Source organism: Aliiruegeria lutimaris, from assembly GCF_900099935.1.
GTDB lineage: Bacteria > Pseudomonadota > Alphaproteobacteria > Rhodobacterales > Rhodobacteraceae > Tropicimonas > Tropicimonas lutimaris.
Map to the genome: position 1 here is coordinate 40,311 of NZ_FNEK01000016.1, position 22,213 is coordinate 62,523.

Annotated in this window: 18 protein-coding genes; 10 read left to right on the plus strand and 8 right to left on the minus strand. The window is 63.5% G+C overall.

What is annotated here, in order from left to right; genetic code table 11:
* Window positions 1-285: 285 nt before the first annotated feature.
* The 7 genes from BLR85_RS09520 to BLR85_RS29075 form a co-directional block, all read right to left on the minus strand.
* Window positions 286-2,337 (minus strand): PTS sugar transporter subunit IIBC, encoded by a 2,052-nt coding sequence (locus BLR85_RS09520; protein WP_093154469.1) that lies wholly within the window; start codon window positions 2,335-2,337, stop codon window positions 286-288.
* 15 nt (window positions 2,338-2,352) lie between these two features.
* Entirely contained in the window at window positions 2,353-4,878 is a 2,526-nt protein-coding gene (ptsP, locus tag BLR85_RS09525; protein ID WP_093154473.1) for a phosphoenolpyruvate--protein phosphotransferase, read from the minus strand.
* A 423-nt stretch (window positions 4,879-5,301) separates the two neighbouring features.
* Window positions 5,302-6,330, minus strand: a complete 1,029-nt coding sequence (locus BLR85_RS09530; protein WP_093154478.1) for an NAD/NADP-dependent octopine/nopaline dehydrogenase family protein — start codon at window positions 6,328-6,330, stop codon at window positions 5,302-5,304.
* A gap of 123 nt (window positions 6,331-6,453) precedes the next feature.
* The gene (locus BLR85_RS09535) at window positions 6,454-7,251 is read right to left on the minus strand and encodes a tripartite tricarboxylate transporter permease (protein WP_212635054.1); all 798 of its coding nucleotides are present in this window, start codon (window positions 7,249-7,251) and stop codon (window positions 6,454-6,456) included.
* Complete coding sequence (locus BLR85_RS28445; RefSeq protein ID WP_244520670.1) at window positions 7,200-7,577, minus strand: tripartite tricarboxylate transporter substrate-binding protein; 378 nt, start codon at window positions 7,575-7,577, stop codon at window positions 7,200-7,202. Before BLR85_RS28445 ends, BLR85_RS09535 begins: the two co-directional genes overlap by 52 nt.
* A gap of 129 nt (window positions 7,578-7,706) precedes the next feature.
* Entirely contained in the window at window positions 7,707-9,143 is a 1,437-nt protein-coding gene (locus BLR85_RS09540) for an aminotransferase class V-fold PLP-dependent enzyme (RefSeq protein ID WP_244520671.1), read from the minus strand.
* A gap of 39 nt (window positions 9,144-9,182) precedes the next feature.
* Complete coding sequence (locus tag BLR85_RS29075; protein ID WP_212635055.1) at window positions 9,183-9,395, minus strand: hypothetical protein; 213 nt, start codon at window positions 9,393-9,395, stop codon at window positions 9,183-9,185.
* 264 nt (window positions 9,396-9,659) lie between these two features.
* Between BLR85_RS29075 and BLR85_RS09545 the strand changes: the two genes are divergently transcribed.
* From BLR85_RS09545 to BLR85_RS09585, 10 genes are all read left to right on the plus strand, one after another.
* Window positions 9,660-10,397: a LysR family transcriptional regulator gene (locus BLR85_RS09545; protein WP_170844515.1), complete on the plus strand. Its 738-nt coding sequence runs from the start codon at window positions 9,660-9,662 to the stop codon at window positions 10,395-10,397.
* 48 nt (window positions 10,398-10,445) lie between these two features.
* Window positions 10,446-10,589: a hypothetical protein gene (locus BLR85_RS29080; RefSeq protein ID WP_170844516.1), complete on the plus strand. Its 144-nt coding sequence runs from the start codon at window positions 10,446-10,448 to the stop codon at window positions 10,587-10,589.
* A gap of 435 nt (window positions 10,590-11,024) precedes the next feature.
* Window positions 11,025-12,506, plus strand: coding sequence for a sugar ABC transporter ATP-binding protein (locus BLR85_RS09550; protein WP_093154495.1), 1,482 nt, complete (start codon window positions 11,025-11,027; stop codon window positions 12,504-12,506).
* Window positions 12,507-12,532: 26 nt separating this feature from the next.
* A complete protein-coding gene (locus tag BLR85_RS09555; protein ID WP_093154500.1) occupies window positions 12,533-13,528 on the plus strand; it encodes an ABC transporter permease in 996 nt (331 codons plus the stop codon).
* Between the two features lie 76 nt (window positions 13,529-13,604).
* The gene (locus BLR85_RS09560) at window positions 13,605-14,588 is read left to right on the plus strand and encodes a substrate-binding domain-containing protein (RefSeq protein ID WP_093154504.1); all 984 of its coding nucleotides are present in this window, start codon (window positions 13,605-13,607) and stop codon (window positions 14,586-14,588) included.
* Window positions 14,589-14,667: 79 nt separating this feature from the next.
* Entirely contained in the window at window positions 14,668-15,435 is a 768-nt protein-coding gene (locus BLR85_RS09565; RefSeq protein WP_093154508.1) for a GolD/DthD family dehydrogenase, read from the plus strand.
* Window positions 15,436-15,445: 10 nt separating this feature from the next.
* Window positions 15,446-16,438, plus strand: a complete 993-nt coding sequence (locus BLR85_RS09570; RefSeq protein ID WP_093154515.1) for a dihydroxyacetone kinase subunit DhaK — start codon at window positions 15,446-15,448, stop codon at window positions 16,436-16,438.
* Between the two features lie 11 nt (window positions 16,439-16,449).
* Window positions 16,450-17,088 carry a dihydroxyacetone kinase subunit DhaL gene (gene dhaL, locus BLR85_RS09575; protein ID WP_093154520.1) on the plus strand — a complete coding sequence of 213 codons (639 nt, stop codon included), beginning with the start codon at window positions 16,450-16,452 and terminating at the stop codon, window positions 17,086-17,088.
* 41 nt (window positions 17,089-17,129) lie between these two features.
* On the plus strand, window positions 17,130-17,774 hold the full coding sequence (dhaL, locus tag BLR85_RS09580) for a dihydroxyacetone kinase subunit DhaL (RefSeq protein ID WP_093154524.1): 645 nt from the start codon (window positions 17,130-17,132) through the stop codon (window positions 17,772-17,774).
* Window positions 17,774-19,846, plus strand: a complete 2,073-nt coding sequence (locus tag BLR85_RS09585) for a bifunctional sugar-binding transcriptional regulator/dihydroxyacetone kinase subunit DhaK (RefSeq protein WP_093154529.1) — start codon at window positions 17,774-17,776, stop codon at window positions 19,844-19,846. Before dhaL (BLR85_RS09580) ends, BLR85_RS09585 begins: the two co-directional genes overlap by 1 nt.
* A gap of 7 nt (window positions 19,847-19,853) precedes the next feature.
* On the opposite strand, the gene BLR85_RS09590 is transcribed toward BLR85_RS09585, so the two are convergent.
* Window positions 19,854-22,211 carry an ATP-binding protein gene (locus BLR85_RS09590; RefSeq protein ID WP_093154533.1) on the minus strand — a complete coding sequence of 786 codons (2,358 nt, stop codon included), beginning with the start codon at window positions 22,209-22,211 and terminating at the stop codon, window positions 19,854-19,856.
* Window positions 22,212-22,213 lie beyond the last annotated feature (2 nt).

Genomic DNA, 22,213 nt, shown 5'->3' on the forward strand with positions numbered 1-22,213 from the left:
CCGTCTTTTTGGAGCCGCTGGAAAGGCGATGGCGCAATCTACAGAAACGCGCGGGACATTCAATGAAAAAAGACCGGGAGAGGGAAGTGGATGTCGGAATCGCCAATCTTGTAGCCGTTGGGGGGCCTCCCAAACCCCCGGGATATTTGACGTCAGAAGAAGACTGGAGTGTCCGGCACGTCTTCTGACCGGAAATATCCCGGGGGAGCGCCGGAAGGCGCGGGGGGCAAGGCCCCCAGCACGCTTCGCCACGCGCCAACCCCAACCTTGGGAACAGAGCAGTTCCTAGGACGCCATCGCCCCGCGTAGCTCTCCGGCATATTGGTCCGCGTTAAGACCGACCAGAAGATGCATGACACCGTCCTCGAAGCGCTGAATGCCACGAACGCCCGCGTCGGCGAGCGCCGCCGTGTCGAGTTTCGCGTCATCCGCCAGCGTCACCCGCAAGCGCGTCTCGGCGCAGCTTTCCGCCACCTGGACATTGCCGGCACCGCCGAGGGCCGCGAGAATGGCCTGCGCCTTCTCGGCTGCGTGCGGATCGGCCACGCGTGGCTTCGCCGCGTCGGGTTTGTAGACCACTTTTGGTGCCGCCGAGCCTTCAGGCAGTTCTGCCTCGTCGCCCGCCGTCCGCAGGTAGTCTTTCATGTCGGTCATCAATCCCTCCGATTGCGGCCCGAAGATCGCCTGCAGGTTGTTGCCGACCTGAACCACACCGGCCGCGCCGAGCGCCTTCAGCTTGTCCTGGTTGGCCTTTGTCACATCATTCACTTCGATCCGAAGGCGCGTAATGCAGGCATCGAGTCCCGCGATGTTGGAGCGCCCGCCAAAGGCCAGCACAAGCTCCTTGGACATCTGATCGGCAGAGGCGACGCCAGCCATGGCTGGACCCGCGTCCTCGGTCTCGCGGCCCGGCGTCTTGAGATCGAATTTCACGATCAGGGTCCGGAAGGTGAGGTAGTAGACCGCAGCGAAGATCGGGCCGAGGATCAGGATCACCCAGGGCTTGATGTTCGTAACCCAGAACAGGGCGAAATCGATGAAGCCGTGGCTGAAGGAGAAGCCGAGCCGGGCCCCGAGCAGGAAGGTGATGAGCTGCGCAAGGCCGGCCAGGACCGCGTGCACCGCGTAAAGCAGCGGGGCGACGAAGAGGAAGGCGAATTCCAGCGGTTCGGTGATGCCGGTCAGGAACGAGGTCAGCGCCGCCGAGATCATGATGCCCGACACCCGCGCCCGGTTCTCGGGGCGCGCGGTGTGGATGATCGCGAAGGCCGCGGCCGGCAGGCCGAACATCTTGAAGATGAAGGCGCCGCCGAGAATGCCGGCCTCGTAGTCGCCGGCAAAGTAGCGGTTGATGACTCCGTGGACGACGTCACCGGAGTCCGTGGTGTAAGAGCCGACCTCGAAGAAGAATGGCACATTCCAGATATGGTGCAGGCCGAATGGGATCAGCGCCCGTTCCACCACACCATAGGTCGTCACCGCCATGGCCGGGTTGCCATAGGCCGCCCAGTCGCCGAAATCGCGGATCATCGCACCGATCGGCGGCCAGATGACGGCCAGTACGGCGGCCAGCGCGATGGCGGCGAAGGAGGTGGCGATGGGCACGAAGCGCTTGCCGGCGAAGAAGCCGAGATAGGGCGGCAGCTTCATCCGGAAGAACCGGTTGAACATCGAGGCTGCGACGAGGCCGATCAGGATGCCGCCGAAAACGCCGGTATCAATGCTCTCGAAACCGAAGATCTGCTTGATCTCGGCCCGGCTCTGCGCGGCCGGGAAGGGCTGCATCGCGCCCTCGCCGGTGGACAGATGCGCCACGCCGTCCTGCAGGGTAAAGGGGATGGAGATGTCGCCACAGGTGACGATTTCCTCCTGCAGATCCGCGATGCGGATCTTTTCCAATGTGCGGCCGTCTGGGTCCAGGCAGACGAAGCGTTCTCGCCCGACATCATATTCGACATAGGCCGACTGGTTCTGGAAACTGATCGGCTCGACCGGCGCAAAGAGCTGGATGGAGAGCAACCCCATCACCCCGAGCGCGGCGGTCAGGACGAAATAGCCCACCGTGGCGGACATCGCGGCCACGCCGTCATTGTCGGTGAAGCCCACCACGACGCCGATGGCGAAGATCAGCGGCAGGATGCCGAAGACCGCACCACCGGAGGCTTCCATGATCTCGCCAACGGTTATGAGCCATGGCGCGAGGCTGTCGGAACCGGCGATGGAGGCGCCGACGCCGAGCAGGATACCGGCGACGGGGAGCACCGAAACCGGTAGCATGAGCGCCTTGCCGACCTTCTGGAGGGTCCCGAAGCTCTTGTCGATAAATGCATTTGCCATTGTCAGTCTCCGGGATCAGTAATCGAGCGGAACAAGCGCGCGCACTTCGGCGGCGCTGTCGGCCTTGAGGGCCTTCTCGGCGAATTCGCGGCATTGGCTCATCGAATATTGCCGAACGGCGGCCTTGATCGAGGGCAGTGCGGGCACGCTGACCGATAATTCGTCGACGCCCAGCCCGACAAGGATCGGCACGGCCTGCTCGTCGCTGGCGATGCCGCCACAGACGCCGACCCATTTGCCATGGGCATGGGCGCCTTCGACGGTCTGGCCGATCAGCTTGAGTACGGCGGGGCTCATCGCGTCCGCCAGGGGAGCGAGCTTGGGGTGGCCGCGATCCATTGCCAGCGTGTATTGCGTCAGGTCATTGGTGCCGATGGAGAAGAAATCGGCCTCGCGCGCGAATTGCTCGGCCATGACCGCCGCAGAGGGAACCTCGACCATGATGCCGACCTGTACCGGCTCGCTGCGGCCGGTATTCCGGGTTTCTTCGTCAACCACCGCCCTGAGCGAGCGGAATTCATCGAGCGAGGAGATCATGGGGAACATCATGCCCAGCCGTGAGTTGTCCTGAACCTGAAGGATCGCGCGGATCTGTGTGCGCAGGATCTCGGGGCGGTCGATGGCGAGGCGGACGCCGCGCACGCCCAGGAACGGGTTTTCCTCGCGCGGAAGTGGCAGGTAGGGCAAGGGCTTGTCGCCGCCCACATCCAGCGTACGGATGATCAGCGGCCTTTGCCCGAGCGCATCGGAAACGTCCTGGTATATCGCCCGCTGTTCTTGCTCGGTGGGGGCGGTGGCGCGCTCGAGGAACAGGAATTCCGAGCGCAGAAGGCCGACCCCTTCGCCGCCAAGCCGCACCGCTTCCTCGGCCTCGGCGACGCCGCCGACATTGGCGACGACCTCAATGCGATGGCCATCCGTGGTGGTGGCATCCTCGTGCGCAGCGGCAATATCGGCCTTGCGCTTGACCTCGGCGCGTTCGGTCGCCTGCCGGATCCGATCGACCTCGTCGCCGTCGGGATTGAGCCGCAACGTACCGCGAGCGCCGTCGATCACGACCATCGTGCCGGGTGCGATGTCCAGCGCATGTGGCTCGATGCCGGCCACGGCGGGCAGGTCCAGCGCGCGGGCCAGAATGGCGACATGGGAAGTCGCCCCGCCGCCAATGGTGCAGAAGCCGACCACACGGTTGCGGTCGAGGCTGGCCGTGTCGGATGGCGTCAGGTCCTCGGCGATGAGGATCGTGCCCTCGGGCAGTTCCGGTTGCTCCAGCGGTTCCCCGGTCAGGATCGACAGCACCCGGCGACCCACATCGCGCAGGTCGCTCGCGCGGGCGGCGAGCAATTCGTTGGGCAAGGCTTCAAGTTGCAGCGCCTGCGAGGAATAGGCCTGCTGCCAGGCGTATTCGGCACTCTTGCCCTTTGCGATGGCGCTTTCGGCGACGTCGATAAGGTCCGGGTCCTCGAGCAATTCCATATGCGCGGCAAAGATCGCCGCCTTGGACGGGTCTGCCTGTGCGTGCAACTCGGCTTGAAGCGCTTCCAGTTGAACCTTGGCGACGTCGATCGCATCATCCAGGCGGCGCCGCTCTGTGTGCGGGTCCGCACCCGTCTCGGGAACCTCGATCTCGGTGCGTCTGAGCTGGAACACTTTTCCGACGGCGAGGCCAGGAGAGGCGGAGACGCCAAGGAGCAGGTTCGGGTCGTCGGAGCGCCGCCTGGGAACGGGTGCCGCGACCGGCTTGATGACGGTGGTCGCGGGCGCCGGGGCAGGGGGCGTGCCCTCGTCGCCGAGCCCGGAGGCCAGTTCCGGGGCCAGCGTGTTTATTGCCTCCGCCGCGTCGAGCCCTTCGGCGACGATCTGCACCTTGGCCCCCTGTTCGAGGTTCAGCCGCATGATCGAGACAACGCTCTTGGCGTTTGCCTGATCCTCGCCCCGTTGCAACAGCACGCGCGAAGCGAATTTCTTGGCCATGTTCGACAGTACCGCGGCGGGCCGCGCATGCAGCCCGGTCGGGTTCGGGATCACGATGGCCTCGGAGACGATCATCTCGCCACCCTGAACGGCCTGCTCGGAAGTAGCGGCCATTTCGACGGTCATGATAATGTCCCGCCCGGCGGAGACCGTGCCGATGGCAGGCGTCAGCGAGGCGACCACGTCGCTATTGGTGACTATCACCTGCGTCAGCAGGCTCTTGGCTCTGATCGCCAGCATCTGCGCGTCGAAGGCAATCAATGGATCGCCCGCGGCGACGCTCTGCCCTTCTGTCACCTTGGGCTCGAACCCTTCGCCCTTCAGCTTCACCGTGTCGAGCCCGATATGCAGCATCACTTCGAGCCCTTCGGGCGAAGTGATCGTCACCGCGTGGCCGGCGCGGTGGAGTTGGCTGATCGTACCCGCGCAGGGCGCTGTCAGAAGCTGGTTGAGAGGGTCGATCGAAACACCATCGCCTACCATCTTGCCCGCGAAAACCGGATCGGGCACCTGTTCGAGAGGCAACATTACGCCATCAAGCGGCGCCACGAGTTCAATTCTGGGCATGTTGTCCTCCTGTTGTCGGCTCGTCCTCCGCCGACATGTTTCCCGTCTTTCCCAGACGGGAGATGAAATGATCACAGCTATGCGTCTTGCCGGGTGTGGGGTGGCGAGGCTGGAGCGTTCCAAGGGCGGGCCGCGCGCAGCCGCGGTCGGCCCGCCGTCGCCGGCCTGAGCGATTGCTGTCGGGAAAGGCCCGTTCGGCCCCCGAAATATCCGGCCTGAATGCCCTGCGGGATCCGATGATCAGCCTCCCCACGATTCGTGCCCGCGCTTCCTGATCCTAGGCCGGGTTCGCGCGTTCAATCCAGTATTCGTTGGAGATTCACACCTTTGCCGCTGAGGAAAGACGAATGGGCATGACGCCAAGCGCCCCCGGCGCGCCGAAAACGGGCGTCTCGGGGGGGCACGCTATTGCTGCAGCCGTTCTCAGTCGCTGACATCGCCGCAGATCTCGTCCAGGGCCTCACCGATCATGCCGTTCTCGGTGGTGAAATCGGCGCCGAGCCCGACCGACAGCAACCGCACCCCCGCTTCGTGCAGGGGGAGCGGTATGTTCCGTCGACGCCCCAGTTCGCAGAGCGGGACGATACCATAGGGCAGGTCTTCGGTGATGTAGCGCGTATCCGTCGAAACCGGGCCCTTCGGGCCACGGCCACGTGCGGCAATCCGTTGCGTCGTCTCGTGGACATTGCCGATCTCGATGTCGGGAAAAGTCAATTGGAAATGCTGCAACACGCTGCGAACGTCGAGCCCGAATCTGGCGGCAAGCCCGCGCCGTTCCGCGTCCAGTTCCTCGATGATGCGGCCAACGGCAGGCGTGATGCCGCCGTAATTGTCCCAGTCCTCGGCCAGTTCGATGCGCGTCAGGTTGCCGAGCACATTGGCCAGGTGCACCTCCGGGTTGAGGTTGCTCAGCCCGATTGCGAGGGGGGAGCCGACATCGCGGAACACATCGCCAAAGAGTGCCCTGCACAGTGCCATCGCATCCAACGGGGATAAATTGCCGGAAGAGGCCATGTCGACGGTTCCCCGCAAAGTGCCGACGCGGATGCCCTCGGGCCGTCTGTGCGCCGTTGCGGCGGTTGTCGACCACGAGATCAATCGGGCCTCGCTTCCAGCCACGCGCAGCTTGCGGGCGAGGTGGAAAGAGGCAAAGGACAGCTCGGCGCTGAAGATGACACTTTGCGAAGGTTTCAGCAGCGGGGCGATGGCGTCCAGCAGTGGCTGCAGGCCGGGGGCTTGCCGCGCGATCAGGAGGGCGTCGGCAAAGGCGACGGCTTCCGGCAATGTCCGGACCGGGGTGATCGTCTTTGTCATGTTGATGGCGCCGAAGAACCGCGTTTCGTGTTCCGCGCGTCCGCTTTGAGAGTAGAGACGAACGTGATGGCCCGCCTCAAGCAGGAGCGCGCAATAGGTCTGGCCAACCGGTCCGCCGCCGAGAACTGAAATCTTCATGCCGTTTCTCCCAATCAGATCGCTTCGGAACTGCCGTGCCCTTGCGCGCGGATGTCAAATTTCGGGGCGCGCCGGATCAATGCCGACGCGCCCCCGTGTTGTGTCGTCGACCCGCCCGGAAAGTCAGTTGGACGAGGCGTCCGCAGCCGCGCCATTCCCGGCCAGCTTACGCCGCAGAATTCCGATCAGCGGCAGTGAGAGAATGAGGAAGCTGAGTGCCGCCAGCAGGATGGAGAGCGGGTAATGCACCAGCGACCACCAGTCGCCCTGGTTGATCAGCAGCGTCAGGCGCAGGTTCTGCTCCGCAAGGTCACCGAGGATCAGCCCGAGCACAATCGGCGCCAGTGGGAAATGGAGCCGGTCGAGGATGTAGCCGACGATGCCGATGGCGAACATCAGCCAGATGTTGAACATGGAACTGCGGAGCGCATAGATCCCGACAAAGGTCAGGCACAGGATCATCGGCGCCAGCACCGGCTGTGGCAGGCGCATCACTTGCGCGAAAAGTCGCATGGCCACGTTGCCGCCCAGTGCGAAGAGCAGGATCGAGGTCAGGAACATCTGCCACATGAAGCCGAAGACGATATCCGGGCTGTCGCGGAAAAGCTGCGGCCCCGGTTGCAGGCCATGCACCAGCAGGCCAGCGAGGATCACGGCCGAAACGCCGCTGCCCGGAACACCGAGCGTGAGCGCGGGGATCATGGCGGCGGCGTTGTCGGCATTGTTGCCGCATTCGGCTGCCGCGATGCCCAGCGGGTTGCCCTTGCCGAAGCTGTCGGGCTCCTTGGATACGCGCTTGGTCTCGTTATAGGCGATGAAAGCCGCCATCGAGCCGCCGGTGGCGGGCAGGATGCCGACCCAGACGCCGATCAGGCTGCTGCGCAGCCATGTCGGCACGAAGGACCAGAAATCGCGACGCAAGCCGTCTCGCGGGTGTAGGAGCAGGCGAACATCGCCGGCAAGTTGATAAAGCCCATCGTGTAGCCATCGGGATCCGACGTTGCGAGCAGGGAGAAGCCGACCTCGCCTCCGGCACCGGGTTTGTTCAGGATCACGATATCCTCGTCGAGATATTTCTCGATGAAGGGTTCGATCGTGCGCGCGGCAACATCGGTGCCCCCGCCGGGGTTGAAGGCCACGATCACGTCGATCGCCTTTTCGGGGTATTCGGCGAGCGCCGGCGCGGCCAGCATACCGGCCGTCAGTACACCAGCGATCATGCGGCCGAGAGCGGTGGAATTCGTCATTGGGGTCTCCTGTGCGTTGGATTCCGTAGTTTGGTCGTCGGGCGGTTGGGTCCGCCTGTTTTTTTGTTACGGGAGCCAGAGTTATCCCGCGGCCAGACAATTCATGGATGCTATGGAAACGCTCCCTTTTCAAGCCATGGTCCTGTCGATTGCGGAGGTCGCCACGGCAAATCTCGCGGTGGCGGGATCTGCCTTGTAGAGCCTCCGAAGCGCGGCGGCCCGGGCGGCAAGCTTCGGGATCTCGTCTATGATCCGATCCGCCTCGTCATCGCTGTGCAGGTAATTGAGGTTGAGCCGGATCCAGCCCGGTTTCTTCAACTCGTCACCCGCCTCCAATTGGGCGTAAAGCTCCCTGGAAGTTTCCGGGTCCAGCCCGAGCAGCCGGTGTGCGTAGGACCCCGCGCAGGCGCACCCGTCGCGCGCCTGGATGCCGAGATGATCGCTGAGCATACGGGTGAAAAGCTGGTGGTGGATGCGGTTTCCTTCGGTATCGACAACCCGGAAGGAGAAGAACGGCAGCGCCGCCGCGCCCGGAACCTGCCCGAGCAACCCGATGCAGGGGTGATACTTCCATGCCGCGGTCAGCCGGTCTCGCAGCGCGACGTCTCGGGCGTGGATATGATCGGTGCCGACCGCGTCCTTGACCAGAATCGCCAGCGTGGCGCGGATGTCGCCGATCACGTTGGGCGTGCCGCCTTCTTCGCGATCTTCCAACTTGCTGCTGTAGCTCTCGCCCCTTGGGGAGACGAAACTCACCGTGCCGCCGCCCGGCGCGGTGGGAGACTGCCGCTGCACGACGCTGTCGCGCACGATCATGATGCCAGAGGCACCGGGGCCGCCGGGGAACTTGTGGAGCGAGAAGACAATGGCATCCTTGGCGGAATCGGCGGCGGGGTTCATGTCCATCTTCAGGTAGGGGGCGCCGCCGGCATAGTCCCAGACGAACAGTGCGTTGTAGCGCTTGAGCAGTCTGCAGACCGGATCTGGATCGGTGAGTATTCCGGTCACGTTGGAGGCGGCCGAGAAGCTACCGACGACAAGGTCGCGCGCGTCGAGCGAGGCGGGTTTGCTCTCCAGGTACGTCAGATCCACCCCACCATGCACCCCTTCGTCGATTTCCAGCACCTCGGCGCCGGTCTCGCGCCAGGGCAGGATGTTCGAGTGGTGCTCGTAGGGGCCGATCAGAACGGTGATCTTTTCCCCCTGCAGGACCCGCTCGCGGATATCGAGCAAACCGACGATCCGGTTCAGCCCCGCCGTCGCACCGGCCGCCAGTGCGCGCTCGCTTAGCCGCGCGACGTCCTCCGCAAGAATGGCAAGCGCCCGGTGGATCGGGGCGTGGTTCTGCGGATTGGCAAGCTGTTGCAGTACCCGCCCCTCGCTGAGCTTGTTGGCAATCGAAATCGGGCTGAAGACGGTGAACAGGATGGGTACATCCGGAAGCGCTTCCCGGATCAGGCTGATCGCCTGCAATTCGCGCTCGAACGCGCCGCTGTCGAGATCGGCGGGCGCGAGTTTAGTCCAGTCCGCCACCGTCTGGAACGGCGTGGAGACGACCTTGACCACGCCGCAGTTGGGAATGTCCGAGACGTCGATCTCGGTTCCCTAATCCTCAATGGCATACATGCCGTTGGGCATGTTCTTGACGAAGTCGAGATCGAAGGTTTTCTGAAACTCCACCGTCGCCGCGGCGATTTTCTCAGCGTCACGGTCGATGTCGGGAAGATGCGTCCAGAAAGAGAAGAGCCGGTCGCTCTTCTTCAGTCTTCCGGCAAACACCTCTTCGATCTTTCGGCTGTATTTCACAAACCTTACCATCAAAACTTTGCGTCAGCGCCGACGATCGAGCCCTGTGTGGCAAGGCAAAAAGCATCAGTCTGCCACGCCCGCTCATGGCGTGGACACCAACCCCTAAGACCTTCGACGCGGGTTTTGCTTTCGGCTGTGGAGCCCATCACACGGCAGTGCGGCTTTCGGTCAGTGGTAGCGCCCTGTTTTGCATATGAAAAAGATTACTTAACTATGAGTTTCATAACGTTTTGGTATGGCACTGACAGGAACCCTGATAGGTGCCCCCCCCCGATGCGACTGGATCGTCCCAAGCTGTTCATGGCGGTCGTCGACTGCCATTCCATCACCGCAGCCTCGCGCGAGGTGCACCTGGCGCAACCGGCGCTCAGCAAGCACATGCGGGCGCTGGAAGACGAAATGGGGATTGCCCTGTTCGAGCGCACCGTGCGGGGCGTGGCGTTGACGAAAGCGGGCGAACGCCTCTACGAGCGCGGCACGGCGCTGTTGCGGCGGGTCGAACAGATCCACCAGGAGGTGATCGACACGGGCGAGTCGATGGTTGGCGACGTGAGCATTGCCATCGCGGCATCGCTGTCGCCCGTCCTGTCGGGATACCTGTTCTGGAAAACCAGATCCGCCCATCCGGGCATCAATCTCAGGACTCGCGATTCCCATGCCGTCATGACCAGCAACCTCGTGCGGAGCGGCGCCATCGATGTGGCGCTGCTGCCGAATGTTGCCGCGCTGGATCATGTCCGGTCCTTTCCGCTGGTCAGCCAGAAATTCTATCTGGTCGGAAGAGAGTTTCCTGACAGCATAGGCGCCACGATCGAGTTCCGCGATCTCAGGCGATTCCCGCTCGTGATGGGGACGCGCAACAATCACTTTCGGGTGTCGCTTGAGACTATTGCGATCGGAGAGAATCAGCCGTTGAACATCCTGGTCGAGCAGGAATCGATCCCGGTCTATCGCAGCATCATCCTTTCCGGGCCCGCCTATACGGTCGTTCCCTATTCGGCCTTCGCCTAGGAGATCGAAACCGGCGTCCTTCAGGCCAAGGAGATCGTCAACCCGGCGGTGGAACGGGTCCTGTCGATCGCCTGGAGCGAGAGCGACAGGCTCTCTGCCGCAGCCGAAGCAGTCAAGAAACTGCTGGAGGAGTGTGTCCGCGACCTGGTGAGCCAGGGCAAGCTGATCGGTCGTATCCTGAAATCGGGTTGACCCCTGGAAGCGGGGCGTTTCGCTTCCCCGATGGATCCGCGCAGGGATCCGTGCCGGAAGGAGCCGAACCCAACGGCAATCTTGAAGCCCGCTGACCGCCCGGACTTGCGCCGGAATGGCCGGTTTCGCGCTGTCGCGCTGGAGCCGTTACCAGACTGTCGGCCGGTCTTGTTTGGCTGCTCCTGAGTGATCCGCTTTGTCCAGGTTTTGCAGCGCGCACCGTCCGAGTCGTGCGCAACTGGCAATGATCCGGTCCGATTTTCTGCGGGAATCGAGAGATTTTCGCAAAAATACATTATATTAATAATTTGAAAAATTTGGGAAAATTTGCATGACCTTACATTTGCTGGATTATGATTGACATAAGTAAGGTTTTTTGATGCTACTGCGTTTGGAACGAGCGGATGCAGATCCGGAAAACCATGGGAGGAGCCGGTGCCAGAGGCGCTTTTGGAGGTGCGCGATCTTACGAAGAACTTCGGAGGTGTCGCTGCCCTGAGTAATGGCCAATTCACCCTGCGTGCTGGAACGGTCCACGCCCTTTGCGGGGGGAACGGCGCGGGAAAATCGACGTTGCTTACGATCGTCATGGGAATTCAGGATCGCGATGGCGGTGTCATTCGGCTCAACGGGCGGGAGGTCGATTTCGACAAACCCTCCGATGCCCGCGCCGCCGGGATCACCATTATCGAGCAGGAGTTGAGCCCCGTTCCCGCGATGTCGGTTGCCGAAAACATCTTTCTTGGCCGGGAGCCTGTGGGCTTGTTCGGCCGGGTCGATTTCGCAACCATGAACCATAATGCGCAGGAGCTGCTGGACAGCCTCAGTTTCGACATCTCGCCCAAGACCCTGATGATGGATCTGACAGTGGCCGAGGTGCAACTCGTGGAGATCGCGAAGGCGCTGTCCTACGACGCCGAAGTCATCATCATGGACGAACCCACCTCCGCGCTCGGTGAGGCGGAGGTCGATCAGCTCTTCGAGACGATCGAGCGGCTCAAGGCCGCCGGAAAAGGGATCGTCTATGTCAGCCACCGTCTCTCCGAGATCATGGATGTGGCAGACGAATACACCGTGTTCCGGGATGGGCGCTTCGTTGCCGATGGCAAGATCGCGGACGTCTCCCGCGAAGAACTGATCCAGATGATTGTCGGCCGGCCTCTCACAGAGGAATTCGTGAAGGAGAACCAGGCAACGAGCGAGGTCGCTCTCTCCGTATCGGGCCTCAACGCAGCGGGCTGGGTCAAGGACGTCTCCTTCGAGGTCTGCAAGGGCGAGATCCTTGCGCTCTACGGGCTCATGGGCTCGGGGCGCAGCGAGATCTTCGAGCGGATCTTCGGTCTGACACAGGATGAAGGCGGCGAGATCCAGTTCTTCGGTGAAAAGGTCCGTATGGCCACCCCATCCGAAGCGATCAAACGGGGGGTCGCGCTGGTGACCGAGGACCGCAAGGGCACCGGGCTGGTACTCGACGCCGATGTGCGGTCCAACATCTGCATGGCCCAACTGGAGGAACTCTCTGTAGGGCCGGTCATGCAGAGCGGGCGCGAAAGCGCCGCCGCAAGCCGGATGATCGAGATGTTCGACATCAAGACCCCCAATGACCGCCTTCCCGTTTCTGGCCTGTCGGGGGGGAACCAGCAGAAGGTCGTTCTTGGCAAGTGGTTCCTGACCGAACCCAAGGTGCTGCTGCTCGACGAACCTACTCGTGGCGTCGATGTCGGCGCAAAGCGGGAAATCTACCGGGTGATCTCGGATTTCGCCCGCGCCGGGGGGGCTGTCGTGATGGTCAGTTCGGAAAACGACGAAGTGCTCGGCATGGCGGATCGCGTGCTCATCATGCGTGACGGGAGGGTCAGCGGAATGCTGACGCGTGACGAATTGTCGGCAGAAAAACTCGTGCACCTGGCAGCGTGACAATGACTATTCAAGGAGAATCCACGATGGCAGAAGCGGCAAGCCAGAACCGTGACTTCAAGGCGCTGGCGGCAGAATACGGCCAGAAATACGGGATCCTGATGGCGCTCATCCTGGTTTGCGTTCTGCTGACCTTCGCCAACGAGTATTTCCTGACCACACGCAACATTCTCAACGTGCTGCGCCAGACATCCATCAACGGCATCCTTGCGATTGGCATGACCTTCGTCATCCTGACTCGCGGGATCGACCTCTCGGTGGGATCGGTCGTGGCCCTTGCCGGGGTCGTTTCGGCCTCGCTCGCCACGACATCGACGACAGCCGCGGTCCTAGGCGCACCCTATTTCGCAGCGATTCCGCTTGCCGCGGGCGTGGCGGTAGGCCTTGCCTGCGGTTGGGTGAACGGGGTGATCGTCGCACGTTTCAACGTGCCGGCCTTCGTCACGACGCTCGGCATGCTGTCTGCGGCGCGCGGCATGACGCTGCTTTACACCGGCGGCAAGCCCGTCCCGGCGCTGACCGACGGTTTTCGCTATATCGGTACCGGCTCGATCCTCGGTATCCCGATGCCGATCATCCTCTTCGCGGTGATCTTTCTGGCGGCGCTCTTCGTTCTCAGCGCGACGCGCTTCGGGCGGACGGTCTACGCGGTGGGCGGCAACCCGCATGCGGCGCGGGTCTCGGGTATCAACATCCGGCGTGTGCGCCTGACGGTCTATGTCATCTCCGGGGCGCTTGCCGGCATCGCCGGGATGATCCTGGCGGCGCGGACAGGTTCGGCGCTGACACAGGCAGGCATCGCCTATGAACTCGATGCCATCGCGGCTGTGGTCATCGGCGGCACATCGCTCTCGGGCGGCGTCGGCAAGGTGACCGGAACGCTTATCGGTGCCCTTCTGATTGCCGTGGTCAATAACGGCCTCGATCTGATGGGCGTGGAATCCTACTACCAGCAAGTCATCAAGGGCGCCCTGATCGTGGCCGCGGTGATGCTGGACCAGGCTCGGCATAAAGCGGAGTAAGTGAATAAATTCAGTGTTTTGGCGTCCGTGTTCTGCGGGCGGCAGGGTGAAGTGTGCAACACTTAGGAGGAGCACCATGACGAAACTGATGAAAACCATGACTCTGGCAGCCGCGCTGCTGAGCGGAACTGCGGCTCTGGCTGACACGCCGAAGATCGGCGCAGCCGTTTACGGCCTGAACGCCGAATTCATGCAGCTCTGGGCGGCGGCGCTCGAACAGCACCCGGCGGTAACCGAGGGCAAGGTCGACGTGACCATCTTCGACGGCCGCTATGACGCGCTCGTACAGCAAGAACAGTTCGAGACCATGATCACCCAGGGCTTCGACGCGATCATCTTCGTGCCTATCGACATTGAAGCCGGTGCCGAAGCCGTTCGCCTGGCCGACGAGGCCGGCATCCCCGTCTTCGGGTCCAACACCCGCGTCAACAGCGACAAGCTGAAGGCCTATGTCGGTTCCGACGACGTACAGTCGGGCTACATGGAAGCCAAATACGTTCTCGACAAGATCGGCTGCACCGGCAACGTCGTGGTCATCGAAGGCCCGATCGGCCAGTCGGCCCAGATCCAGCGCCTCGAAGGCAACCAGAAGGCTCTGGCCGAATGCCCCGATGTGAAGGTCGTCGAGCAGCAGACCGCCAACTGGTCGCGTGCCGAAGCCCAGACGCTGATGGAAAACTGGCTGACCGCCCATCCCGGCGACATCGCCGGCGTGATCGGCCAGAATGACGAAATGGCGCTCGGTGCGATCGAAGCGATCAAGGCCGCCGGTCTGAACGTCAACGATTTCGCCATTGCCGGTATCGACGGCGTCACCGACGCGCTCAACGCGGTCAAGGCCGACGAAATGGCTTCGATCCTTCAGGACGGCTTCGCCCAGGCACAAGGTGCGCTCGACCTCGCCATCAAGGCAGTCGATCCTTCCTACGAGCCGATGTCGGCGATCTGGGAACAATATCCGGACATGCCGTGGAATGACGGCGCCGATGCCGAGTACAACGTTCCGTGGACTCCGGTGACCCTGGAGAACGTGGACGCGCTGCTCGAAATGCGCCAGTAACCTCCCTCCACCCCGGCCCGGACACCCGTTCGCGGGGTTCGGACCGGGGCCCTTCAACTTCTAATAGAGGACCTTCGCAATGCCTTCGGGACCCGACACACTGAACTTCAATTTTCCGCTCGAGGGGAAGACGGCTTTCGTGACCGGAGGCGCTTCCGGGATCGGTGCCGCCATCGCCGAGGCCTTTACCGAAAAAGGCGTCCGTGTAGCAGTCGTCGACCTTGACGAAGCGGCCGCCAAGGCCCGGGCCGACAGCCTCGAAGGCGCCATCGCCATCGGCTGCAACGTTGCCGACCCCGCCTCTGTTCAAAAAGCCGCTGATCGCGCAAAGGCCGAACTCGGCCGTATCGACATTCTGGTCAACAGCGCCGGGATCGCGGCCCTCGCCCCGGCCGAAGACATCTCCTTCGATTTCTGGAAGCGGACGATCGACGTCAACCTGACCGGCAGCTTCCTCGTCGCCCAGGCCATCGGCCGCATCATGATCGAGCAGGGCGGCGGGCGTATCATCAACCTCGCCTCGCAGGCCGGCTCCGTCGCCATCGACGAGCACGTCGCCTATTGCTCCTCGAAATTCGGTGTTCTCGGCCTGACCAAGTGCCTCGCCATCGAATGGGGCGAATGCGGGATCAACGTGAACTCGATCTCGCCCACGGTCGTTCTGACCGAACTCGGCAAGAACGCCTGGGCCGGCGAGAAAGGCGAGAAGGCCATCGCGCAGATTCCCGTCGGACGCTTCGCCGAACCCTGCGAGATTGCTGCGGCAGCGGTGTTCCTTGCTTCCGAAGGCGCAGCGATGTTCAATGGCGCCGACCTGATCATCGACGGCGGGTACACGATCAAGTAAGGAACTGAAAATGCAACGTTTTATCAACAATCCCGACGACATCGTCGACGAAACGGTCGCGGGCTTCGTCCGGGCACATTCCGACATGGTGAAGCTCGACGCCGAGAACAACCGGGTCGTGCTCTCGCAATGGGCGGGCGAGAAGGACCGCGTCGGCATTGTGACCGGTGGCGGTTCGGGCCACGAGCCGGCCTTCATCGGCTATACCGGCAAGAACATGGTCGACGCCACCGCGGTGGGCGAGCTGTTCTCCTCGCCGACGGCCAAGAGCTTCCATGACTGCATCAAGGCCGCCAATGGCGGTGCGGGCGTGGCTGTTCTCTACGGCAACTATGCCGGCGACAACATGAACGTGAAGATGGCCGCCAAGATGGCCAAGAGGGACGGCATCGAGGTCAAGACGGTTGTTGCCAATGACGACGTCTGCTCCGCACCTGCCACCGAGCGCGAAAAGCGCCGTGGCGTGGCCGGCGAAATCATGATGTGGAAGATCGGCGGCGCCAAGGCCGCGACCGGTGCATCGCTCGACGAGGTCATCGCCACCGCGCAGAAGGCCATCGACAACTGCCGCTCCGTCGGCGTTGGCCTCGGCCCCTGCACGCTGCCGGCTGTCGGTCATCCGAACTTCGAGATCGAGCCGGGCAAGATGGAAGTCGGCATCGGCCACCACGGCGAGCCGGGCACCCGCGTCGAGGAACTGAAGACGGCCAATGAAGTGGCCGACGACATGACCAGGATCGTGCTCGACGACCACAACCTGCCCGCGGGCACGGAAGTGGCGGTGCTGGTCTCCGGTCTCGGCGCGACGCCGGTCGACGAGCTTTATGTCCTCTTCGACCGGATGGCGAGCCAGATCGAGGCTGCCGGGCTCAAGGTCTACAAGGCCTATGTCGGCAACTATTTCACCTCGCTCGAAATGGTTGGCGCGACCCTCACGGTCCTGGCGCTGGATGACGAACTCAAGCCGCTTCTGGACATGGACACGGCCTGCCCGGGCTTCTGAAGGAGAAATCGATGCAGGAAATCAATAACAAGGGCGCTGGCGGCATCATTTCTGGTGTCGCCGCCGTGATCGTCGACAACAAGGCCTATCTCTCCGAGATCGACGGAAAGATCGGCGATGGCGATCATGGCGTGAACATGGCCAAGGGGTTCGGGCGGGCCGCTGACCGGCTCGATCCCGAGGGCACGCTCACCGAGGCGCTGCAAGTGCTCTCGGACGTGCTCATGTCCGAGATCGGCGGTTCCATGGGCCCGCTCTATGGCATGATGTTCTCGGACATGGCCGACTCGCTCGGCGAGGCGGAGACGATAGACGCGGCGAAGTTCGGGGCAATGATCCGTGCCGGGCTCGAAGGCGTGCAAGATATCGGCTCGGCCAAGGTCGGTGACAAGACGCTTCTGGATGCCTTCACCCCCGCCGTGGATGCCTTCGATGCGTCCATTGCGGCAGGCAATACCTTCCCGGAGGCGCTGGTGGCGATGAAGGCGGCAGCGGAGACCGGACGCGACAGCACGATCGACATGGTCGCCAAGGTGGGCCGTTCTTCGCGCCTCGGTGAGCGGTCGCGTGGGGTCCTCGATGCAGGTGCGACATCCTGCGCGATGATTCTGGGCGCTTTCGCCGAGGATATCACGGCAAGACTATCGTAGAAGGCTTGCCCCCCGGCGCAGAATCCGCGCATCAAGGGTACATGTCTGAGATCGATAGCACCTACCTGATGGCCTTCTTCCGTCTCGCCGGTGAGCGGCTGGAAGAGCAGCGTCAAACGCTCTGTTCGCTCGACGGCGAGATAGGCGATGGCGATCACGGGACTTCGATGGCAAACGGCTTCGCGGCCATAAACGCGCGCCTGCGCGATCTTTCCGCGGAGCCGGCACCGCCGGCGCGGCTTTTGCGAGAAGCCGCTTCGGCTTTTATCGGCGAGGTCGGCGCTACCGTCGGGCCGCTTTACGCGACCGGTCTTCTGCAGGGCGCAGCCATGCTTGAAGAGGGTCCGCTGGATGCCCGTCAACTTGGTGACCTTCTTGCCGCTTTCGCAAGAGGGATTGCCATGCGCGGAAAGGCCGGGATCGGGGACAAGACCATGCTCGACGCGTGGCTGCCAGCAAGCCATGCCGCGCAGCGCGTTGCAGCCGAGGGCGGGAGCCCTGCCGAAATTGCTCGTGCGGCGGCCGAGGCCGCCGAAGCGGGCGCTGCCGCCACCACGAGCCTGATCGCGTCCCGCGGCCGCGCTGCGCGCCTGAAGGAACGCAGCATCGGGCATCCGGATCCCGGGGCCGTTTCCGCATCCCTCATCATCGGAGCCTTCGCGGAGTCCCGCGAAGAACTGGACTGATGGGCCAGCCGCGCAAGCGGGTGTCGAAAGAGTCTCGAAGCGGACGGGCGCCGCTGCGTTTCGGAGACGATCCGTTGCTCTGGGCAAGCTGGCTCTACTACCAGGAAGGCCTGACCCAGGGCGAGATCGCCGACGAGCTCGGCATTTCCCGACCGACCGTCAATTCCTACCTCGCGGATGCCCGCGCCAAGGGCATCGTCAATATCTCGATCTCGGAAGCCCGGTTGCGCGCGGTGACCATTGCGCAGGCGCTCGAAGCCCAGTTCGGGCTTGAAAGCTGTCTCGTCGTGCCGGGCGAGGGCGGGCCACGCCCGCTGATCGACCGGCTCGGGGCCGCCGCTGCCCAATCGCTGGGTTCCCATCTCCATTCCGGCGACACGGTGGCGATCACCTGGGGCCGGACCATGCTGGCGCTTGCCGAAGCGGTGAGTGGCACCGAAGCGCGCGATCTCGTGGTCGTGCAGGCGACGGGTGGCACGACCGCTACGATCCCCTACACCCCCGAAGCCTGCGCCACGCGTCTTGCGGAAAACACCGGCGCACGTTTCGTGCCGATCTCGGCCCCGGCAATCGTCTCTTCCTCCGAAGCGCGGGAGATCTTGCTGCGGGAGCCGGTCATCGCCGAGCAGCTCGCGCAGCTCGACCGGGTCACCTGCGTGCTGTTCGGTATCTCCTCGATGCGCCCGGACGCAACGATCCACACCAGCGGGTTCTTCGACAGTGCGCTGAAGAACAAGGGCTATTTCGACAATGCGGTCGGCGCCATGATGGGGCGTTTCATCGACGCGCAGGGCGCGGCGATCCCCAGCCCGCTCGACGACCGTGTCATGGGGATGGAACTCGACCGGCTGCGACAGGTGCCCCGGCGGATCCTGGTGGCCGGCGGTCTGGACAAGGTTCCCCCGATACTTGCCGCCCTTCGGGGCGGGTTCGTTTCAACCCTGATCACCGATGCGACGACGGGAGAAGGCATCCTGCGGGCAGAGGGGTTTGAGCCCGAAAAGATCGCGCCGAAACGGCGCGCCCCGACGCCGTCCGAACCGGCGCTCACCCGCAGTGACCATGTGAAAAAATTCATCAACCGGCCGAAAGACGCCGTGGACGAGGCGCTCACCGGCGCATTGGCGGCCTTTCCCGAGCATATCGAGCCGATTGGCGGCAGTCTGCGGGCCATTCGCGCCCGGGCCGATAAGCGAGACGGGAAGGTGGGCGTGGTGATCGGCGGTGGGGCCGGCCATGAACCCGGCTTCATCGGCTTCGTCGGACGCGGGCTTGCCGATGCGGTGGTGGTGGGCAATGTCTTCGCTTCGCCGCCGCCCGACCGCATCCTGAGCTGTACCCGCGATGCCGACCAGGGGGCCGGGGTTCTCTATATCTACGGCAACTACACCGGCGACGTGATGAACTTCGACATGGCCGCAGACATGGCCGCCGCCGAGGGCATCGAGGCAAGGACCATCCTGACCACGGACGACATCGCCTCTGCCGGGGCCGATGAGCGCGCCGCACGGCGCGGGACCGCCGGCAATATCTTCGTGTTCAAAGTGGCGGGCGCGGCCGCGGCGCGGATGTTGCCGCTCGATGAATGCGAGCGTCTGGCCCGCAAGGCAAATGCCGCTTGCTACACGATCGGTGCCGCGCTGGAGCCCAGCTCGATGCCCGATACCGGGCGCAGGAGCTTCAGCCTCGGGCCGGACGACATGGAGTTCGGTGTCGGTGTGCACGGAGAGCCGGGCGTCAGCCGTATCCCGCTTCAGAGCGCGGACCGGATCGTCGACCGGATCGTCGACCGGATCTTCGACGAGATGCGACCGGGGGAGGGCGGCAAGCTCGCGGTGCTGGTCAATTCACTTGGCGGCACGCCGATGATGGAGCTTTTCATCCTCAACCGGCGACTGATGCAGCGGCTCTCCGCGCGCTCGGTCGACGTCCATACGACGCTGTTGGGGCACTATTTCACGTCGCTCGACATGGTCGGTGCCTCGATCACGCTGATGGCGCTGGACGAGGAACTCGCCGGCTTGCTGGATGACCCCTGCAACGGCTTCGCGTGGATGAAGCAGGGCCGTTAGGGGGGCGTCAGCTCCGAGCGGACAGTTCCAGAAGCCTGGCCCGGAGATCGAGGAGTTGAAGTTCCAGCCGGGAAACCTCTTCGACAGACAGGATTTCTTCTCCCTCGTCGGCTCGGGTTTCGATATCGCGGGCCCATTGCGATATCTCGTTCAAACCAAGCATTCCGGTAGATCCGGCAATGGCGTGGGCGGCTGCCGAGACCTCCTGCCGGTCTTCCCGGGAGACGCCGTTGCGCAGGGCCTCCAGCCGGGCCGGGGTGGAGGTCGCAAAAGCATTGATGATCCGCTGGCTCCGATCCGGGCCGAGATAGGACATGTGCTGGCGGAGCGCGGAAAGATCAGTATCGGCCACGCTCGCCGTCACCTCGCTGGGCGCTTCCGAGCGCGTTTCGGCCAGGCAATGCGCGGGCAGCAGGTGGCGGATCGCCCGCGACAGGTCCTCCGTATCATACGGTTTGCCGAGCACGCCGTCCGGTGCCGTCCCACCTGTTGCCCCGGCTTTCACGTCGCCAACCGACGCCGTGACAATGACGATCGGGACATCGGAAATGGGGCTCTCGGGCAAGGCACGGATCTGCGCAACCAGTTCCAGACCGGAGACGCCTGGCATGCGGTTGTCACTGAGCACGAGGTCGAACGTTCCGGACCGAAGCTGCTCGATCGCGTCCGCCGCCGAGGCGACGGAGGTCGCAACATGGCCGAGTTTTTCCAGGAACCCGGTGGCAACGGCCCGGTTCACCTCGTCATCGTCGACCACCAGCACCCGCGCTCCTACCGGCTCCGATGGCGGCGCGATAGGTTCGGCTTCCGATGCGGCCAGCTCCAGCGGCAGGTCCACCTCGAAGACGCTGCCGCCGTCGGGATTGGCGCCACAGCGGATTTCCCCTCCAAGGGACGCGACAATCTTGCGGCAGATCGCGAGCCCAAGCCCGACACCACCCTTAAGCGTTCCGCCGTGCCTGTCATGTTGGGTGAAGGGATCGAACAGCCAGTCGCTTGGCCCGTCCGGCAGGCCCACGCCGGTATCGATCACCTCGAAACGTACCCAGCCGTCCGGGCGGGTTTCGACTGCCAGCGGTGTTACGCGCACCGTGATCTCGCCCGTTTCGGTGAACTTGACGGCGTTGTGAGAAAGGTTCAGCAGCACCTGCCGGATCATGGAGGTGTCGCCGCGCAGCTTCGCCGGCAGGTCAGGGGCGATCTGCGTTTCCAGTCTCAGGCCCTTTTCGGCGGCGGGCCGATCCACCACCATGAGGACCTGGCGTATCAGCCCGGCGAGGTCGAAATCCTCCGGCACGGGGACACGCCCGCCGACCTCGGCTTGGGAGAAGTCGAGAATATCGCCGACCACGCCCGCCAGCAATTCCCCGGACGAGATGATGCCATCCACATGCCGGGATTGGTCGGGGGAAAGCGGGGTATCCCGCAGCAGGCGCGCAAGCCCCAGAACGCCGGCAATCGGGGTGCGGATCTCGTGGCTCATCGCGGCGAGGAAGGTCGATTTGGCGTGGTCCGCGGCCTCGGCCCGGCGCAAGGCGCGCTTATACTCGGAAACGTCGTTCAGGATGATGACGGTTCCGTCGAACTTGTGGCTGATATCCAGCATCTTCTGGATATTGACGTTGAACTCCCGCGGGCCCGACAGGGTTTCGACTACCGTGTCATAGCTGCCTTCGGAGGCCCCTTCGAGCAGGGCCGCGATCTGGGCGTTCAGAAGCGGGCTGTTCAGGGCGCCGTAATAGGACGCACCGGGGGCCACATCGCCATAGAACAGGCGATGCGCCGCATGGTTGAGATGGGTGGGGCGGTGATTGGCATCGAGCAGCACGACCGGTTCCCGGATGCTCTCGAAGATCGTCAGGTACTTGTTCTTCTCGTTGGTCAGGTTCCGGGCACGGTTCTGAAGGTCGCGCAGGCGATCGGCGTTGGAGGCCGAGTTCCACTCGCCGCACAAGCCGATCTCCACATGGTCGAAGAAATCCAGAAAGTAGTCGCGATAGCGCCGGGCGTCTGCCTCCGGCATCTGGTTCTCGTAGATGAGATCGAGATAGGCGCGCCGGTAGTATTTCAGCAGCCCGAGAAAGTCGGTGAGTTGCACGCCGCGGGCGCGGTGGCGAAGCGCCTGTTCGACGCCGAATTCGACGATGCTGTTTCGCGCCCTGCCGAAGCCGGCTTCGCGGGGCGACGTCGTGTCGGCCGCCGCAATCGCTTCGAGGATCGGTCCCGACAGGCCGCAAATGGAGGCCCGCCAGGCCTCGCGCAGGGTCGAGGTATATTCCGAGTAGCCCCGTTCGACCGCGTATTGGACGACCCGGTCCACGAGCCAGTCCTCGTTTTCAACGATCAGCGTTTCGAGCGTCTTCATGC

Coding starts and splice junctions, on each gene's coding strand:
- BLR85_RS09520 (WP_093154469.1), bottom strand. CDS start 2,337: ATGGCAAATGCATTTATCGACAAGAGCTTCGGGACCCTCCAGAAGGTC.
- ptsP (WP_093154473.1), bottom strand. CDS start 4,878: ATGCCCAGAATTGAACTCGTGGCGCCGCTTGATGGCGTAATGTTGCCT.
- BLR85_RS09530 (WP_093154478.1), bottom strand. CDS start 6,330: ATGAAGATTTCAGTTCTCGGCGGCGGACCGGTTGGCCAGACCTATTGC.
- BLR85_RS28445 (WP_244520670.1), bottom strand. CDS start 7,577: ATGACGAATTCCACCGCTCTCGGCCGCATGATCGCTGGTGTACTGACG.
- BLR85_RS29075 (WP_212635055.1), bottom strand. CDS start 9,395: ATGGTAAGGTTTGTGAAATACAGCCGAAAGATCGAAGAGGTGTTTGCC.
- BLR85_RS09545 (WP_170844515.1), top strand. CDS start 9,660: ATGCGACTGGATCGTCCCAAGCTGTTCATGGCGGTCGTCGACTGCCAT.
- BLR85_RS09555 (WP_093154500.1), top strand. CDS start 12,533: ATGGCAGAAGCGGCAAGCCAGAACCGTGACTTCAAGGCGCTGGCGGCA.
- BLR85_RS09560 (WP_093154504.1), top strand. CDS start 13,605: ATGACGAAACTGATGAAAACCATGACTCTGGCAGCCGCGCTGCTGAGC.
- BLR85_RS09565 (WP_093154508.1), top strand. CDS start 14,668: ATGCCTTCGGGACCCGACACACTGAACTTCAATTTTCCGCTCGAGGGG.
- BLR85_RS09570 (WP_093154515.1), top strand. CDS start 15,446: ATGCAACGTTTTATCAACAATCCCGACGACATCGTCGACGAAACGGTC.
- dhaL (WP_093154520.1), top strand. CDS start 16,450: ATGCAGGAAATCAATAACAAGGGCGCTGGCGGCATCATTTCTGGTGTC.
- dhaL (WP_093154524.1), top strand. CDS start 17,130: ATGTCTGAGATCGATAGCACCTACCTGATGGCCTTCTTCCGTCTCGCC.
- BLR85_RS09585 (WP_093154529.1), top strand. CDS start 17,774: ATGGGCCAGCCGCGCAAGCGGGTGTCGAAAGAGTCTCGAAGCGGACGG.
- BLR85_RS09590 (WP_093154533.1), bottom strand. CDS start 22,211: ATGAAGACGCTCGAAACGCTGATCGTTGAAAACGAGGACTGGCTCGTG.